This is a genomic window from Lujinxingia vulgaris (assembly GCF_007997005.1).
In the GTDB taxonomy this organism is placed as follows: Bacteria; Myxococcota_A; Bradymonadia; order Bradymonadales; family Bradymonadaceae; genus Lujinxingia.
In genome coordinates, this window is sequence record NZ_VOSL01000023.1 from 43,075 (window position 1) to 57,453 (window position 14,379).

A 14,379-nucleotide genomic window follows, 5' to 3' on the forward strand; every position below is an offset into this window, starting at 1 on the left:
GAACCTCCCACATTGACACACATCGAAGAGAAAACGCCACGCTACCACGAGTCTGCTCAGATCTACACATCATCGCCACCGGCCTGCAGGGCCTTGAGCGCACGCCGAACCTCATCGAGGTTCTCCGGCACAGGGTCGCGCCCTTCGACCAGCGCGACCGCCTCGGCGTAGAGCGCCCGGGCGGTGGCATCATCTTGAAGATGGTGCTGATGCAGCCCGGCGGCCTCCACCAGCGCCTCAAAACGTTGGCCGGCGTCGAGCAGCATCACCGCGTAAGCCTCGAGATCGGCGGCCAGATCGGCCCACTGCTCCGCGGCGCGGTTCAGCGCGATGCGCCGCTCGAGCGCCTCCACATGCTCGGGCCACAACCCGAACGCCAGGCCCCAGAGGCGGCGCGCGGCCTCGGGACGCTCGATATGCGTCTCGACGATATGCGCCGCATCCGCCACGATCTGACTGGCGGGCACGCGCAGCGCCACCGCCACCTCGTCGGCTTTCAGCCGCATCATCTCCTTGATGCTCAAGCCCTGAGGCTTGCCAAGCAAGAGCCCCAGCTCGCGGGCCAGGCTCTCCACATAGCCCTTCCAGTCGTCCAGCGCGGCCTGACAGGATTTGACACCCTCCAGCGCCATCGCGTCACCAGGCGCGGCCTTGAGCACGCGCTCATAATGGGTGCGGGCGTCTTTGGGGTTGTCGAGCTTATGCAGGAGAAGTTCGGCGAGCTCCCGCTCGGTCTCCACGGCGTCAATGCCGCCGCCGGCGACCTGCACGACGACCTCAAGGTGGCGCGCCGCCTGGGTCCACGACTGGGCGTCGAGCGCCATATCGGCCAGCAGGCGATGCGCGGCCTCATGGCGCGGATCGCCCTCCAGGACCTGATGCAGCCACACGCTGGCGGCCTCGGCGTCGGCGCGCTCATCCCAGATCAGCTGAGCGATAAGCAGCCGGTAGGTCGTGGCCATCTCGCTCGACTCGGCAGCCTCCAGGCGCGTCTCCAGCAGGCGCAGGCGCGCGCCGACGTCGCCCTCCTCTTCGTAGATGGCCTCCAGCGCGTTGACCACGCCCACCGACTTGCCCAGGCCTTGCGGGTCGGCATCCCGCACCGCCTCGAGATGACGTCGCGCCCCCACCGGATCTTCGAGTTCATAGTAGAGCAGCTCGCCAAGCTCCCGCTGCAGGCCCAGCCGACGCGCGCTCCCCAACAGCTCGCCACCATCGGCCTGCGTCAGCTCCAGCACGATCTCCAGTGCGCCGGCGACCCGCGACGGGTCATCGCTGAGACGCGCCTCCTCCAGCTCATTGAGCGCGAGCTGCGCCGGATGCACATGCGGCGAGGTCGTCGGGGCCAGATCCGGCGCGGTCTTCCGCAGATCGTCGGAGGGGAACATCTCCGAGGGGGCCTCCGGCGCGGGCGCCTCCTCCCCCCGGGCGGCTTGCGACGCCGGCGCTCCGTCCGATCGCGGCTGCGCCGGCGGCGGCACGACCACCTTGCGGGTATCGCCCTCACCCGACGCCTCCCGGCGCACGCCCTTGAGCACCTTGCCCAGCGCGCTCCCGTCGTCGACCTGATCGGCCCTGGGGAGCTTCGCCGGACGCTTGAGCATCGACTCAAAGCGCTGGCGAAAACGCCCAACCTCATCCTCACCGCGCGCCGCGGGCCCTGGCGTAGGCGCCGCAGCTTCTGGCGAGGGCGCGGCGCGCTCGGGCGCTTCAGTCGACCTCTCGGGTTCATTGAGCGCTCCGGCCCCCAAGACCTCCTCAAAGCCCGGTCCGGTGAGGCTGTCGAGCATCGCGTCGAGTCGACGATCAACGCCCTCGGAGACCGCGCCGTCCTCGTCGTCGCTTTGGAGCGCGCGCGCGCGCTCCCGGGCCTCGGCCGCCGCGGCGCGATCACCACGCTCCTCAGCCAGCATCGCGATGCGCAGCAAGATCTCTCGCCGCGCCCCCTGGGCGGTCTCAATCTCGGCCAGGCGAATGAGCACATTCTCCAGCAACCGCCCGACCTTCTGCGCGCCGATCGGCGCCGGCGCTTCGCTGCCCTCGGCGTCGACCAGCGCCGCCAGCGCTTCGGCCGCCCCCTGAAGGCTGACGCGCTCGGCCGGCATCAGCTGCACCGCCTGCAGATATGCCCTGGCGGCGGCGTCCCACTGCTCGGCCATGGCGCAGGCCTGGCCCAGAGCCACACCCAACTCCCAGCGGGTCTGGCGCTCGGTGGCCTGCGACAAGAGCTCATCGAGCGCCTCACGCAGCGTCTCGTAGCGCCGATGGCGCGTAAGCAGCTCAATAAGGGTCGCCCGGAGCTCGGGATCCTCGGGTTGAAGCGCCAGGGCCGCCCGGAGCTGCTCCTGGGCATCTTCCACAAGCCCCAGCGAGCTGTAGAGCTGCGCGAGCTCTTCCAAAAGCGTCACCGACTGCTCCGCGCTCCCCGCCCCGGCGATCAGCTGCCGGTAGAGCGCAATGAGCTCTTCGGGCTGCCCGGCCTGACGCAAATAGTCGATCATCCAGTGACGCGCGCCTTCATCCTGCGCGTCGATCTCCAGCACCCGCCGCATATGGCTGGCGGCCGCCTCCAGGCGCCGCCGACGCTCATAAATCTCACCCAGGCGTCGATGCGTTCCCAGCAGCGCCCGCGCGCGCTCCGCCTCATCGTCGGTGCCCCGCGCCAGCTCATACGCCCGCTCGCGCATCGGCAAAAGCTCGGTCAGGTAATCGGTGGCCTCCTCGTCGCGCTCCAGCACCTCACACATCGCGCCGGCCCACTCCAGTTGCTCGGCGCGCTCCTGCGGAAGATCCCCGTCGGCGCTGGCCGAAAGACTCAACGCGCGCCGCATGCTCAAGAGCGCCTGGCTGGCGTCCTCCAGCTCCTCAAACCAGATCTGCCCCACCCGCTGGTAGAGCCGGCTGGCGCGCGCGTGCTCCCCATCGGCCTGCGCCGCCCGCGCCGCCGACCCAAAGGCCTTGAGCGCCCGCAGCGGCTCCCCTCCCAGCACGTAGCTCTCGCCAAGGGTGTGCAGCGCGTCGAGCTCGGTGGGATCCAGGCGCAACACCCGCTCCAGATACATGCGCGACTCGGCCAGGTCCCCCTGCCGATCCATCAGATGCCGCGCCAACTTCAGGTAGGTCGCCTTCAACGTCTGGCGATCGCTGTAGACGCCGGTCAAGCGCTTGAGCGCCTCCTCCAGTCCGGCGCGCTCACCGGTGCGCTCATACACCTGACTCAAGAGCTCCAGCGCCGGGCGGTTGCGCGGATCCAGGCGCAGCACCTCCCGCAGACGCTGCGCGCAGCGCTCCGGCTCATCGGCCGCCAGGCGACGGGCGATCGCGAGCTCGCAGAGCACCCAGTCGCGCGTGTCCTGCCGCTGACGCAACACCTTCGAGAGCGCCTCATAGGCCTCCATCACCCGCGCATCATCTCGGCCCGCAGCAATCGCCAGCGAAGGCGCCACCAGCGCTGCCGCCAGATTCTGGTCATCCTCCTGAACCAGCTCGCGACGCAGCGACTCCGCCTCGGCCAGGTGCGCCGGTGTCGGATCGGCCACCAGGCAATCGAGCTGACGGGTCACAAGTTCGGGATGCAGCCCGTACAGATCCCGATAACTCCCCAGGAGCGCGATGGCCTGGCGCACCTGCCCGTCAAAGAGCGCCTGATCGGCATGCGAGAAGAGCTCCTTGGCCTCATACGACGCCAACGCCCGCGCCCCCTCCCCGCTGGCGACAAGCCCTCCCTTCCCGCGCGACCCCACCGGCGCGTCCTCCGAGACCGCCCGCACCGTCAGCACGCCCGGCCGAATCCGTGCGCTCTCCAGCACCACCCCGGAGAGGTTGGGCAACTTCCACCCTACCCTGGGAAACACGTGCAAAAACAACAACTTAAGCGGCCTGAAAATCACAATATCGCCCGCCAGCCCCACCCTGAAGCTCTTCCCTCGCCCTGGCGCGCGCAACCCCGGCGCGTTGAGCAGGCTCGAGATCAACTCGTAGGCCACCAGGCGCGCCGGATAGGGCAGCGCCCCGTAGGCCCGGTAGTCGTAGAGCGAGAGGTGCACCTCATCGGCCCGCGCCGGCTCCGGCGGAATCAACGCCGCCCGAAAACTCAGGTAGCTGTCCGCCCCGAACGCTTTGAGCCGAAGGCTGACGTGCGCCGCATCCTCCAGAAAACGCACCTGCAGCTCTTCAAACCCCTCCAGCGTGGCGGCCGCCTCGCTCAAGAGATCGCCCAGCCCCACCTCCGAGATCGCAAACTCCGCCTCCCGCACCCAGGCCCGCGTGTGCCGAAAACGATCCAGCCCCGAGCGCGCGTCGAAGGGAAACTTCAGATCCGGGATCTCCATGCGCAGCGACTCCAGCGTGATCCAGTCGCTGATCGGCTGACGCTCCGCCCACAGGTAGCCACGCCCGAACATAAAGTCGAGCGCCAGCCCCAGCGGGTTATGTGCGTCCTGTGGCGTGGAGGGTTCCATCCAGATCGTATCCCAATCTACGTCGTGCCGGCGGGCCCCGGCTCAAGCTGGCTATCGAGCTGCTCCAGCGCCTCGCGCGCCTTGCGGCGAGTGAGGCGATCATCGCGCGTTATCGCCAGCGCCTCAACCTCCAACCAGGCCAAGCGCCGGATTTCAGCCGGCGCATCACCGGTGGCGAGCTTCTTAAACACGCGCATCGCCACACCACTTCGCCCGCGCATCACCTCACAACGCGCCAGCCCGTAGCTGGCCATCGGCCCAAAAGGTGGCGGAACATGGCGCTGCGCGTGACGAAAGCGATCCGCAGCCCGATCCACATCACCATGCATCAGGGCGGCCACGGCCTCAAAAAATTCGCCACGATCGCCGCACTCCCCCCCGGCGATACCTCGTTCCAGGAGCTCCAGGTAGACGCGCGTCGAGCGCGCGTCCGCATCTTCTTGCACCGCCTTTGCCATCATGACCTCCCGATCCGCTGGACGTTGGGTGGCACAGACTGCGGTTCACGACCTGAAAACACGGCATCGAACGCCGGCCCTCGAACCCTGTGTCGAAGCGCGCGTCGCCTGCGCTTAAGACGACGCGCGATGAAAAAAGCGGCGGCGCGTCTCTTCAACGTCACCGCCGCTCCTCGTACCTTGCCCTCACCCCGAAGCCTCAAACCCCGGGGATCGCCGACCCCTTAGAAGGGAATGTCGTCGTCGTTGAAGGACTGATCAAAGCTCGACTCCGCCCCCGACGATCCGCGATCGCTGTCCCCGTAGGAGGAGGGGCCATCGGAGCGGCCCGCCGAGCTGCCGCCGCTCAAGAACTGCACGGTCTGCGCCACGATCTCGGTGGTGGAGCGCTTGTTGCCGTCGCGATCCTCCCAGTCACGCGTCTGCATCCGGCCCTCCACAAAGACCTGACGGCCCTTGCTCAGGTACTTGCCGCAGTTCTCGGCCTGCTTGCCGAAGACCACCACGCGGTGCCACTCGGTGCGCTCCTGCTTGACGCCGGACTTATCCGTCCAGACCTCGTTGGTGGCGATGTTGAAGTTCGCCACGGCCGCGCCGCTCTGGGTGTAACGAACCTCCGGATCCGAGCCCAGGTTCCCGATGATCATCGCCTTGTTCAAGCTCATAACGTGCCTCCTTAGATATCTGTCGTCGGCCCTTTCGGGCCTCGCGTTGGCCTGTCATATACCAGCACGCCCGGCTCTCCAAGCGCGCTGGCCCCTGATGCAACCACCAGCCTGGCTGCGACGCCTCCCCACCGAGGGGGCAAATGCCTCATAGCGCCGCGACTGGTTTCTCTATTATCGTCGTCTCGCTTCAACCTTTGCCTGCCGCGAGCATTTTTTTGATCGTTTCGACTCGCCAGACCGGCCAACGTGTCCAGCTTCACCACCTGAACAAATAATGGGTAATTCCGCAAGTGCGGGGGTCCAGCCACCATGAGCATTTTTGATAAAATAGGCGCCCGCGTGGGCGACTTCCTCGATGAGGTCTTGCTGCCCGAAGACGTGCGCCTGCTGCACGAGCGCGCCCGCGAGGCGATGGATCGCGGCGAATATGTGCGCGCCCGACATCTTCTCGATGAGGCGCTGCGGCGCCGCCCCGATATCGAGCGCACCCACCACCTGCTGGGCCTTTGCCTGGCCTTTCGCGAGGAGTTCGAGGAAGCGATCCAGGCCTTTGAGCGCGCGCTGGCCATTCGCGAAGAGCCCTCCACCCTCTTTCACCTCGGGCTGACCCTGGAGCGTATGGGTCGCAGCGCCGAGGCCCAGGCGCATCTTCAGCGCGCCCTGACCCTTGGCGACGAGGCGCCTTTTGACTTTGAGGTGCACCTCGCGCTCGGTCGCATCTACCTGGCGCAGGGTCGCGCCGACAAGGCAGCGCGCGAACTTCAGCGCGCTCTGCGCCTTCGCGCCGGGCACACCGAGGCCAGCGTGCTTCTGGCCCGCGCGCTGCTTGCCCGCGGCGACGAGGCCGGCGCCGCAGCGATCCTCAAGGATCTTCCCGCCGAACACCCCACCCTCGATCACCTGCTCACACTTGGCGAGATCGCCTCGCGTCAGGGCCACCCCGCCCGCGCCGCAGATGCCTACGAGCATGTGCTCGACCGAAAGCCCGATCACCTCGACGCGCTGGTGGGTGCGGCCCGTGCCCACGTGGCGATGCATCAGCCCGCGCGAGCAAACCCGCTACTTTTGCGCGCGCTCTCGGTCTGCGAGCCGGACTGCGACGAGGCGATCGCCGCCGACATCCACAGCCTCATCGGCCAGACCTACGCCCAGGTCGGCGAACATCGGCGCGCCTTGGAGAGCTTTCGAGCCGCGCTGGCCTTACGCCCCGAACACCTCGGCGCCCTGACCGGCGCCGGCCAAAGCGCGCTGGAGCTTGAGGACTTCGACCAGGCCCAGGCTTTCTTTGAAGACGCCCTCTCCCACAGCGCCCCCCCCCGCTCCGAGGAGCTCGAACGCGCCGGTATTCCTCGCCGCGCCGAGCTCCTCTACGGGCTGGGGAGATGCCGGCTTCACTCCGGCGACATGCTGGGTGCCCGCCATCTTCTGGACGAAGCGATCATGCTCGCTCCCGACCAACGCGCGCCTTACCTTCACGCGCTGGCCGAGGTCGCCCTGGCGCTGGGCGACGCCGCCGAAGCCCTCATCACCCTGGATGCCGCGAGCGAAGCGCACCCGACCTCGCGCCTGCAAGCCCGCATCGAGACGACCCGAGAACGCGCGCTGCACCGGCTGACATCGCACTGGCATCCTCCCGAAGATGCACAGAGCAGCGCCGAGCTTATCGCTGCGCTCGAGGCGCTCCTCGACCTCTACAGCGCCGACCCACACGCCGGCCCGCTCACAAGCCGGTTGCGCGAGCTCCTCGACGAGCTCAACGCGCCGCTCTCGGTGGCGATCGTCGGTGAGTTCAACGCGGGGAAGTCCACCCTGGTCAACGCGCTGCTGGGCGAAGCGGTGGTGCCCATGGGTGTACTCCCCACCACCGCGCATGCCTGCATCATGGGCTACGGCCCGCGCGCCGGCGCCCGCATCGTGTACGAAGACGGCCGCCAGCTTGACGTCGACTTCGCCGGTGCCCGTCAGCACATGCGCGAGGAGCCCGAGGCCATCGCGCGCCTCGACTACAGCTACCCTCACCCCCAGCTCCGCTCGATCAACTTCTGGGACACGCCCGGCTTCAACGCCCTGGACCCTCGCCATGAAGCTCTGGCCGAGCAGGCACTGGAGCGCGCCGAGGCCATCATCTGGCTGCTCGACGCCAACCAGGCCCTCAGCGACACCGAGTTTGAACGCCTCGACGCCATCCCCCGCGCCGAGGAGCGCCTGCTCATCGTCCTCAACAAAGTCGACCGCCTCGGCCCCCCCGAGACCAGGCAGGAGGCCGTCGACGAGATCATCGCCCACATCGAAGATCACGTCGGCCACACCGGCGCGGGCATCTTTGCCATCTCCGCGCTCGAGGCGCTCAACGCCCGTCGCGAAGACGCCCCGGCGCCGGCGGCCTTCGAGGCCCTGCTTGAGACGATCGACCTGAGCCTGATTCAGCGTTCCACCCGCATCAAGGTCTCCGCGGCACGCAGCGCGCTCGACCAGTGGCTGGGCGATCTTCATGGCCTTCGCGACCGGCTCGATCAGAGCTACGCCGACCACCTCGCCACTCTGGCTCGCCTTCGTTCGCATCTCGATCAGCAGTCGCCAGCGCCGGCGCCCCGGGCCGCCTCGGAGGCCGAGGCTCTCATCGACCAGCTCGACTTCGTCGTCATCGGCGTCGAGCGCGAGATCAGCGAGGCGCTCCGACCCCGCGGCCGCATCTTCACCCGCCAGCGCCTCGATGAGGAAGACCGCGACTTCATCGTCGAGCTCTTCGCCCGCCGCGTCGACGACCTCCTCGATCGCGCCATGCAACGCGTCCTTCAGGATATCGAAGCGCTCGAAGCCACACTCGCCACCGAGATCAGCCCGACGCTCGGCGCGCTCAACCTCAATGAGGCCCGCGCGCTACGCCGACGCCTCGACGGCTTCTTCGACGCCTCCCGCGCGCTCAAGAGCGCGCTCCGTGACCGCGTCTTCGGCCATTGGCGCGCCCGTGCCCAGGGCCAACTTCGCGCCGCAAGCGCCGCCGCCTTTGAAGAACTCCTCGCCATGCCCCCCGAAGATGTCGCCGGACGACGCGACCGTCTCCGTGCGCTTCTGCCTCGTGTCGACCAGAGTTTTACCGAGCCCCTGGCCGAGTGGCTGCGGGAATTTTCCCTTGCTGCGACGCGCTTTTGCGATAGGCTCCAGCGCGACCTCGAAGCACTCCGGCTGGAGGCGCATCACCGCTACAACCTGACCCCCTCGGCCCCCTCCTCATGAACTTTTCTGCCTTACTCGCACGCTCGCGTTTTCTGCTGGTTCTCTGTGCCTTTGCCGCGCTGGTGGCATGCGCCGATGACGCTGCAGAGGGGCCCAAGGCCGACGCCGGTCCCGACGTGACCGCCTCCTCCGAGGAGGCCGGTCAGGGCGACGTCGCCCCCGATTTTGAGAGCGCTCAGCCGGCTCAAGAACATGTCGCGACCTCCACCAAACGAGGCACCATCGCGGCGATGCCCCCCCTCTCGCTGGGCACCTTCCTCTCCCGCTCCGACGCCCAGGAGTTTATCCCCAACACCCCGCTCGATGAGGCGCCCTTTCCGGGGCAGCGAGTGAGCTCAAGCTATAACGCGGTGCGTTACACCCCGCGCGAAGGCGACAGTTTCGGCCTCGCTCTTCAGGTCTGGTCCCCCCCGACCAACGACGCCGCCGCAGAGCGCGTAGCCTCGTTGCGCGAGCAATTCCTCAACGTCGCAGACGCTCCGCAGAGTGCGCTCCCCGAGGGCGCGTTCACCTCGGAGCGCGCCGGAATTCGCACACTGGTCTTCCGCTCTACCGAGCGCTCCTACGCGTTCGCCCTGAGCTGCGGGCTCGATCACTGCCGCAACTGGCGGCCCCTGATTGAGCTCGGCGAGTCGATCGCAAAGAAACAATAAACCAAACAAAACCAACCACTTAGGCGATAGACGCGCGTCATCTTCACGAGCGATGCGCGTCCAGGTGTGCGAGCAGACATGCGTTGACCTCGTCGGTAGCGTCTCGCTGCACCCAGTGACTTGCGCCCTCAATGCGATGCACCCTGGCTGCCGCGCAACGCGCTACCGCGGGCTCAATCAGGCTGGTGTGCAGCGCGCTATCGGCCGTGCCCCAGATCACACACATCGGCAACTCAATCAGCGCGGGCTCTGGCGCGCGAAGGCTGTAGCGCGCCGCCCGGTACCACGAGAGCATGCCCCGCAACGCCTGCGGCTGGCGCCAGGCCTCCATGTAGCGCGTGATCTCCTCGCGTTGAAACGACCCCTTCTTAGCTTCACCCACCATCGCGCCCCGGAGCGCCCCGTAGTCACGGGCCGAGAGCATCTTTTCTGCCAGCCCCGGCACCTGAAAGAGCATCACGTACCAGCTTCGCCAGAACTGGTTAGGGTTCGACCACAACGCCCGGGCCAACACCTTGACCGGCGGGCAGTTAAGCACCGTCGCCGAGCTAAAACGATCCGGCCTGTGCGCCGCCAGCCACCAGGTGAGCGCGCCGCCCCAGTCATGCCCCACAAGCTGCGCCCGATCGATGTTGAGCGCATCCATGATCCCGATCACATCGCCGCCCAACACCTCCAGGCGATAATCCTCCACCGCCTCCGGCTTATCGCTGCGATCGTAGCCCCGCTGAATCGGCATGATCACGCGGTAGCCCGCCTCCACCAACGCCTCCACCTGCCTGGCCCACCCCATCCAGGAGTCTGGAAAACCGTGCAGCAAAAAGACCGCCGCCCCGTCCTCCGGTCCGGCAACCGCCACGTGCAGCTGCACCTCGGGTCCGGTGTACGCAAAAAATCGCACCGACTCGCCCAACCCCACCGCTTCGGCCTGCGCGCGGTAGTAGTCGCGGTTGGCATGAAGAATCAACGCCTCGAAGCTCGCTCCCATCACATCACTCCACATTGAACAGTATTCATCCCATCAACGAGCCCCACTCTATCGCGCCGCCGCCAGAAAAAAAGAGCCGCCCGCGCTTCGCGCGGACGGCTCCCTGACCTTCACACCTCTCGACTCACCCGACCGCCCCGGGCTCACGCCATCACCGGCGCAGGCAACCCGAGCGCGCGACATCAGCTGGCCGCCTCCAGCTCCCCGGAGGCGCGCATCGCCAGAAGAATCTCACGGGCGCGATGCACCTTGATCTCACCATCTTCGATGAGCCGCTCCACCACACGGTCCAACTCTTCAGGTTGTGCACCGGCGGTCGCCGCCACGCTGCGCGCGTGCAGCGACATATGCCCGCGCTGAATGCCCTCGGTCGCCAGCGCCTTAAGCGCCCCCATATTCTGGGCCAGCCCCACCGCGCCCATCACCTCGGCCAGTTCCGCGGCCGACTCGATACGCAGGATCTTGTGAGCGAGCTGCACGGTGGGGTGCAGACGAATCGGACCGCCGACGGTACCAACCTGAATCGGGATCTCCAGAATCCCCACCAGGGCCTCCCCCTCAATGCGCCAGATCGCCATCGGGCGGTAACGCCCGTCGCGCGCGCAGTAGGCATGCGCGCCGGCCTCCAGCGCGCGCCAGTCATTGCCGGTCGCGATGCACACCGCGCCGATCCCGTTCATGATGCCTTTATTATGCGTCGCCGCCCGGTAGGGATCGACCTCGGCAAACTCACTGGCCAGCACGATGCCCTCGGCAACCTCTTTGCCGCTGAAGGACTTCCACGCCAGATCGCTGAAAGGGATGCGGCAAGTCGCGCGCACTTTTCGACGATCCGCCAGGTTGCTCAAAATCCTCAAAAAGACCCGACCGCCGGTGAGCTCTTCGATGCGCGGCGCCATGCCCTCGGCCACCGAGTTGATGGCGTTGGCCCCCATCGCGTCGCAGCAGTCGATGAAGAGGTGCACCACCAGCATCCGCTGGTAGTTGCCCTCATCGATCAGCCGAACCTCCAGCCCGGTGACCCCGCCGCCACGCTCGACCATATTGGGCTGCAGCGCGTTGGCCGAAGCAATCAGCTCCTCGCGCTGCGCCTCAATCGCCTCGCGCGCCTTATCCCAATCCTGACACCCGACGACCTGCACCTGGCCGATCATCACGTTGCCCTCAGCGCGCGCTTCGAACCCGCCGCTGCCGCGCGCGATCTTGGCCACGTGGCTCACCGCCGCGATGATGCTCGGCTCTTCCACCGCCATCGGCACCAGATAGTCGCGCCCGTTGACCTTGAAGTTCAGCCCCAGCCCCAGCGGCAGCTCCAGCACCCCGATGGCGTTCTCCACCATCTGGTTGGCCATCTGCGCGTCCAGACCGCCGCCGTGGCTGCGCAACAAAGCGGCGTCCTGCGCGTCAATCACCCCGCGCTCCACCAGCAAGTCCACCCGCTCACGGGTGTTCATCCGGTAAAAGCCTCCGATACGGCTGCTGGGCCGTTCGTTATCGTCCTGACAACTCACTCGATCGTCACGTTGTGCTCTGCGAGTCTCCAACATCGCTCGCTCCCATACAAAAGGTCATCTGAGGGTCGTCCACAGCACCCTGCGGATCGCTGACCGATGAACCTTCGACGCCACCCCCGTCCAGGGCAAACCAGAATCGACGAATGGTCGCCTCCGCCGATAACCGGTCGCGTCACTCCGTAAATGGTCGCTCACTTCGGGCGCCCCTTAAGGCCGCACCCACACTCGCTCATCCTCAACCACCACCTCATAGACGTGCACCGGCGCTGAGCGGTGATCGCAGCGCCCCGTCTCCAGATCAAACGCGTACTGATGATGCGGGCAGATGATCTTCCCGTCGAAGATCACCCCGTAGGCCATCGACCGTGACTTATGCGGGCAGATCTCATCGACCGCCCGCACCCGCTCGCCATCCATGCAGAGCAGCACCGAGCGCTCGCCAACTTTGACGCGCGAAGGCAAAACCTTGCCCACCTCGTCCAGTCCGCAGACCTCTTCAAAACCCTGCGCCAGTAGCTCTTCTCGTGTCGCCATCGTTGCTCCAGAAGCGTCCGTCGAGGCCCACTGACCCCGCGTTTGTTCACGAACCCTTGAACACCGGCGCCCATTCCTCTCTACCGCCCCGGCGCGCCCTCTTCAACTCCCACCTCGTCCTCTCTCAGGAGGTCGCGCCCGTCGCCCGGCAACCTGCCGCGGCGAGCCTAGTACAATTTGGTCACGTCGATGCCGCGGTAGTAATGGGTCAGGATCTCGCGATGCGTCTTGCCCTGCGACGCCATCCCAATCGCCCCGGTCTGGCACATCCCCACCCCGTGACCAAAGCCGCCCCCGCGGAAGTTGAACGTGCGCACAAACCCATCTCGCCCCTTCTCCATCGACATCACAAAGAGCCCGCTGCGCAGCCCTCCGAAGAGCCTGCGCACGTTGAGTTCTCGCTCCACCACCGCCTCGCCACGCTCCCCCTCAAGGCGCAGCCGAATCACGCGCCCGCTCACCCCGCGGCTGATCACCTCAGCATGGCGAATCCGGCCGATATCTTCGCCGCGCTCCGCGAGCCAGCTCTGCGCCTGGGACGCCTCCACCTCTCGCGTCCACCGGTAGAGCCGCGCGCTGCTCACCGGCGCCGTCTTGCTGTAGGCCGGAAAATCGCTGGCGAGAAACGCCTCGATATTCGCCTCGGTAATGCCGTCTTTAAACGCCTCCGGCACATCGCCTGCCGGCGCATCCGGACGTCCCCGAAGATGCGGCCAGGGCTCAGCATCCCAAACTGTCTCGTTATTCTCGGTGAAGCCTGCGGCGTTGGAGCTGTACACCGCATCGACGATGCGATTGCCCGCCAACATCACCTCGCCATGGGTGGCGTCGACGGCCTCATTGGTGCGCGGGTCCTCATTGTCGATGCCCCCGTACACCTGATCGTACACATCGGCGCGCAGCATGTAGGGGTCTGCGAGATTGCGAACGCCGATGGCGGCAAAGATATTATTTCGCGCTGCGATCGCCTGCGCCCTGAGCGCCCCCTGGGGGGCCGAGGCGTAAATCTCAGACGGGACGGTGCCTTTCAGCACCCGCTCCGCCCCCAGGTTATTGATCACCGCGACCTTGCCGTTCTTGTCCGAGGCAAAGATCAGCTCTCCGGTGTAGCGCCGGGTCTCCTCCCCGGCGTCATACGATTTTTTGATCCCGGGCACCGAATAGCGAATCGACTCCTCTCGCCCCCGCCGCGAGCTCACCCAGAGCACGTCATCGTGGCGAATGCTCACATCGAGCCCCCGGCCACTCAGCGTCAGTGTGCCTCCCGGAAACTCCAGGCGCTCACTGTGCACGCTGCCGTTGATGCCGAACTGCGCCTCCAGCCGACGCCGCAACGACTGCGCCTCATCAAAGGTGTCCGCCCCGCCCACGCAAACAAGGATCACCCGCGAATCAAACACCTTGCCGCGCACCGCAAAGAGCCCCCCCACCTCAAAGGTGCGCGGCATCATCCCGCGTCCCTCCCACTGCCCGAGCACGCCGTCGACCCGCTCGCGCTGGTCCACTGCCACCCGGTCCACCACCACCCAGTGCTTGTAGCGCCCCGCCCTCCCGTTGCTCATCGTGACCGTGTACGTCGTATCCCCCGGAAGATCGATCTCCGGCCCCCCCGGCCCCTGCGGCATCACCCGTATCGGCTCGCTCGGCGTAAACTCAACCTGCTCCTCGCCCTCCAGAATCCCCAGCCGAATCAGCGGATCGCCGCGTCGCGTAAAGTTGAGCTGCGGCGCATACAACATCGCCACCCGATCCGCCGTCGAGAGCTCGCGCCCCTGCGCGCTGGCGTGATGCTGCGCTCCCATCACCATCAGGAGCGCCACCATCGCACCCCACCCGAACTTCCCAAACACCTGACTGCTCTGCATCG

9 protein-coding genes are annotated in these 14,379 nt (G+C 66.8%); 2 read left to right on the top strand and 7 right to left on the bottom strand.

The annotated features are described in order from the left end of the window. Positions 1-62: 62 nt before the first annotated feature. From FRC96_RS05105 to FRC96_RS05115, 3 genes are all read right to left on the bottom strand, one after another. Positions 63-4,460: a hypothetical protein gene (locus FRC96_RS05105; protein WP_146973409.1), complete on the bottom strand. Its 4,398-nt coding sequence runs from the start codon at positions 4,458-4,460 to the stop codon at positions 63-65. A gap of 17 nt (positions 4,461-4,477) precedes the next feature. Beyond that, a complete protein-coding gene (locus tag FRC96_RS05110; protein ID WP_146973411.1) occupies positions 4,478-4,918 on the bottom strand; it encodes a hypothetical protein in 441 nt (146 codons plus the stop codon). Between the two features lie 224 nt (positions 4,919-5,142). Next, a complete protein-coding gene (locus FRC96_RS05115; protein WP_146973413.1) occupies positions 5,143-5,583 on the bottom strand; it encodes a single-stranded DNA-binding protein in 441 nt (146 codons plus the stop codon). Between the two features lie 312 nt (positions 5,584-5,895). Here FRC96_RS05115 and FRC96_RS05120 point away from each other — a divergent pair, with 312 nt between their 5' ends. Together FRC96_RS05120 and FRC96_RS05125 are read left to right on the top strand one after the other, a co-directional pair. Beyond that, complete coding sequence (locus FRC96_RS05120) at positions 5,896-8,823, top strand: tetratricopeptide repeat protein (RefSeq protein WP_146973415.1); 2,928 nt, start codon at positions 5,896-5,898, stop codon at positions 8,821-8,823. Continuing rightward, entirely contained in the window at positions 8,820-9,476 is a 657-nt protein-coding gene (locus FRC96_RS05125; protein ID WP_146973417.1) for a hypothetical protein, read from the top strand. Before FRC96_RS05120 ends, FRC96_RS05125 begins: the two co-directional genes overlap by 4 nt. Before the next feature lie 43 nt (positions 9,477-9,519). Here the strand turns inward: FRC96_RS05125 and FRC96_RS05130 are convergent, their stop codons facing one another. The 4 genes from FRC96_RS05130 to FRC96_RS05145 form a co-directional block, all read right to left on the bottom strand. Beyond that, on the bottom strand, positions 9,520-10,464 hold the full coding sequence (locus FRC96_RS05130) for an alpha/beta fold hydrolase (protein WP_230469898.1): 945 nt from the start codon (positions 10,462-10,464) through the stop codon (positions 9,520-9,522). A gap of 182 nt (positions 10,465-10,646) precedes the next feature. Beyond that, positions 10,647-12,011: a hydroxymethylglutaryl-CoA reductase, degradative gene (locus tag FRC96_RS05135; RefSeq protein ID WP_146973421.1), complete on the bottom strand. Its 1,365-nt coding sequence runs from the start codon at positions 12,009-12,011 to the stop codon at positions 10,647-10,649. 174 nt (positions 12,012-12,185) lie between these two features. Beyond that, positions 12,186-12,512 (bottom strand): Rieske (2Fe-2S) protein, encoded by a 327-nt coding sequence (locus FRC96_RS05140; RefSeq protein ID WP_146973422.1) that lies wholly within the window; start codon positions 12,510-12,512, stop codon positions 12,186-12,188. A 167-nt stretch (positions 12,513-12,679) separates the two neighbouring features. Next, complete coding sequence (locus FRC96_RS05145; protein WP_146973424.1) at positions 12,680-14,377, bottom strand: SpoIID/LytB domain-containing protein; 1,698 nt, start codon at positions 14,375-14,377, stop codon at positions 12,680-12,682. Positions 14,378-14,379 lie beyond the last annotated feature (2 nt).

What these genes read in the sequence shown, in the direction of transcription:
- FRC96_RS05105 (WP_146973409.1), bottom strand. Translation starts at nt 4,460, where the DNA reads ATGGAACCCTCCACGCCACAGGACGCACATAACCCGCTGGGGCTGGCG.
- FRC96_RS05110 (WP_146973411.1), bottom strand. Translation starts at nt 4,918, where the DNA reads ATGGCAAAGGCGGTGCAAGAAGATGCGGACGCGCGCTCGACGCGCGTC.
- FRC96_RS05115 (WP_146973413.1), bottom strand. Translation starts at nt 5,583, where the DNA reads ATGAGCTTGAACAAGGCGATGATCATCGGGAACCTGGGCTCGGATCCG.
- FRC96_RS05120 (WP_146973415.1), top strand. Translation starts at nt 5,896, where the DNA reads ATGAGCATTTTTGATAAAATAGGCGCCCGCGTGGGCGACTTCCTCGAT.
- FRC96_RS05125 (WP_146973417.1), top strand. Translation starts at nt 8,820, where the DNA reads ATGAACTTTTCTGCCTTACTCGCACGCTCGCGTTTTCTGCTGGTTCTC.
- FRC96_RS05130 (WP_230469898.1), bottom strand. Translation starts at nt 10,464, where the DNA reads ATGGGAGCGAGCTTCGAGGCGTTGATTCTTCATGCCAACCGCGACTAC.
- FRC96_RS05135 (WP_146973421.1), bottom strand. Translation starts at nt 12,011, where the DNA reads ATGTTGGAGACTCGCAGAGCACAACGTGACGATCGAGTGAGTTGTCAG.
- FRC96_RS05140 (WP_146973422.1), bottom strand. Translation starts at nt 12,512, where the DNA reads ATGGCGACACGAGAAGAGCTACTGGCGCAGGGTTTTGAAGAGGTCTGC.
- FRC96_RS05145 (WP_146973424.1), bottom strand. Translation starts at nt 14,377, where the DNA reads ATGCAGAGCAGTCAGGTGTTTGGGAAGTTCGGGTGGGGTGCGATGGTG.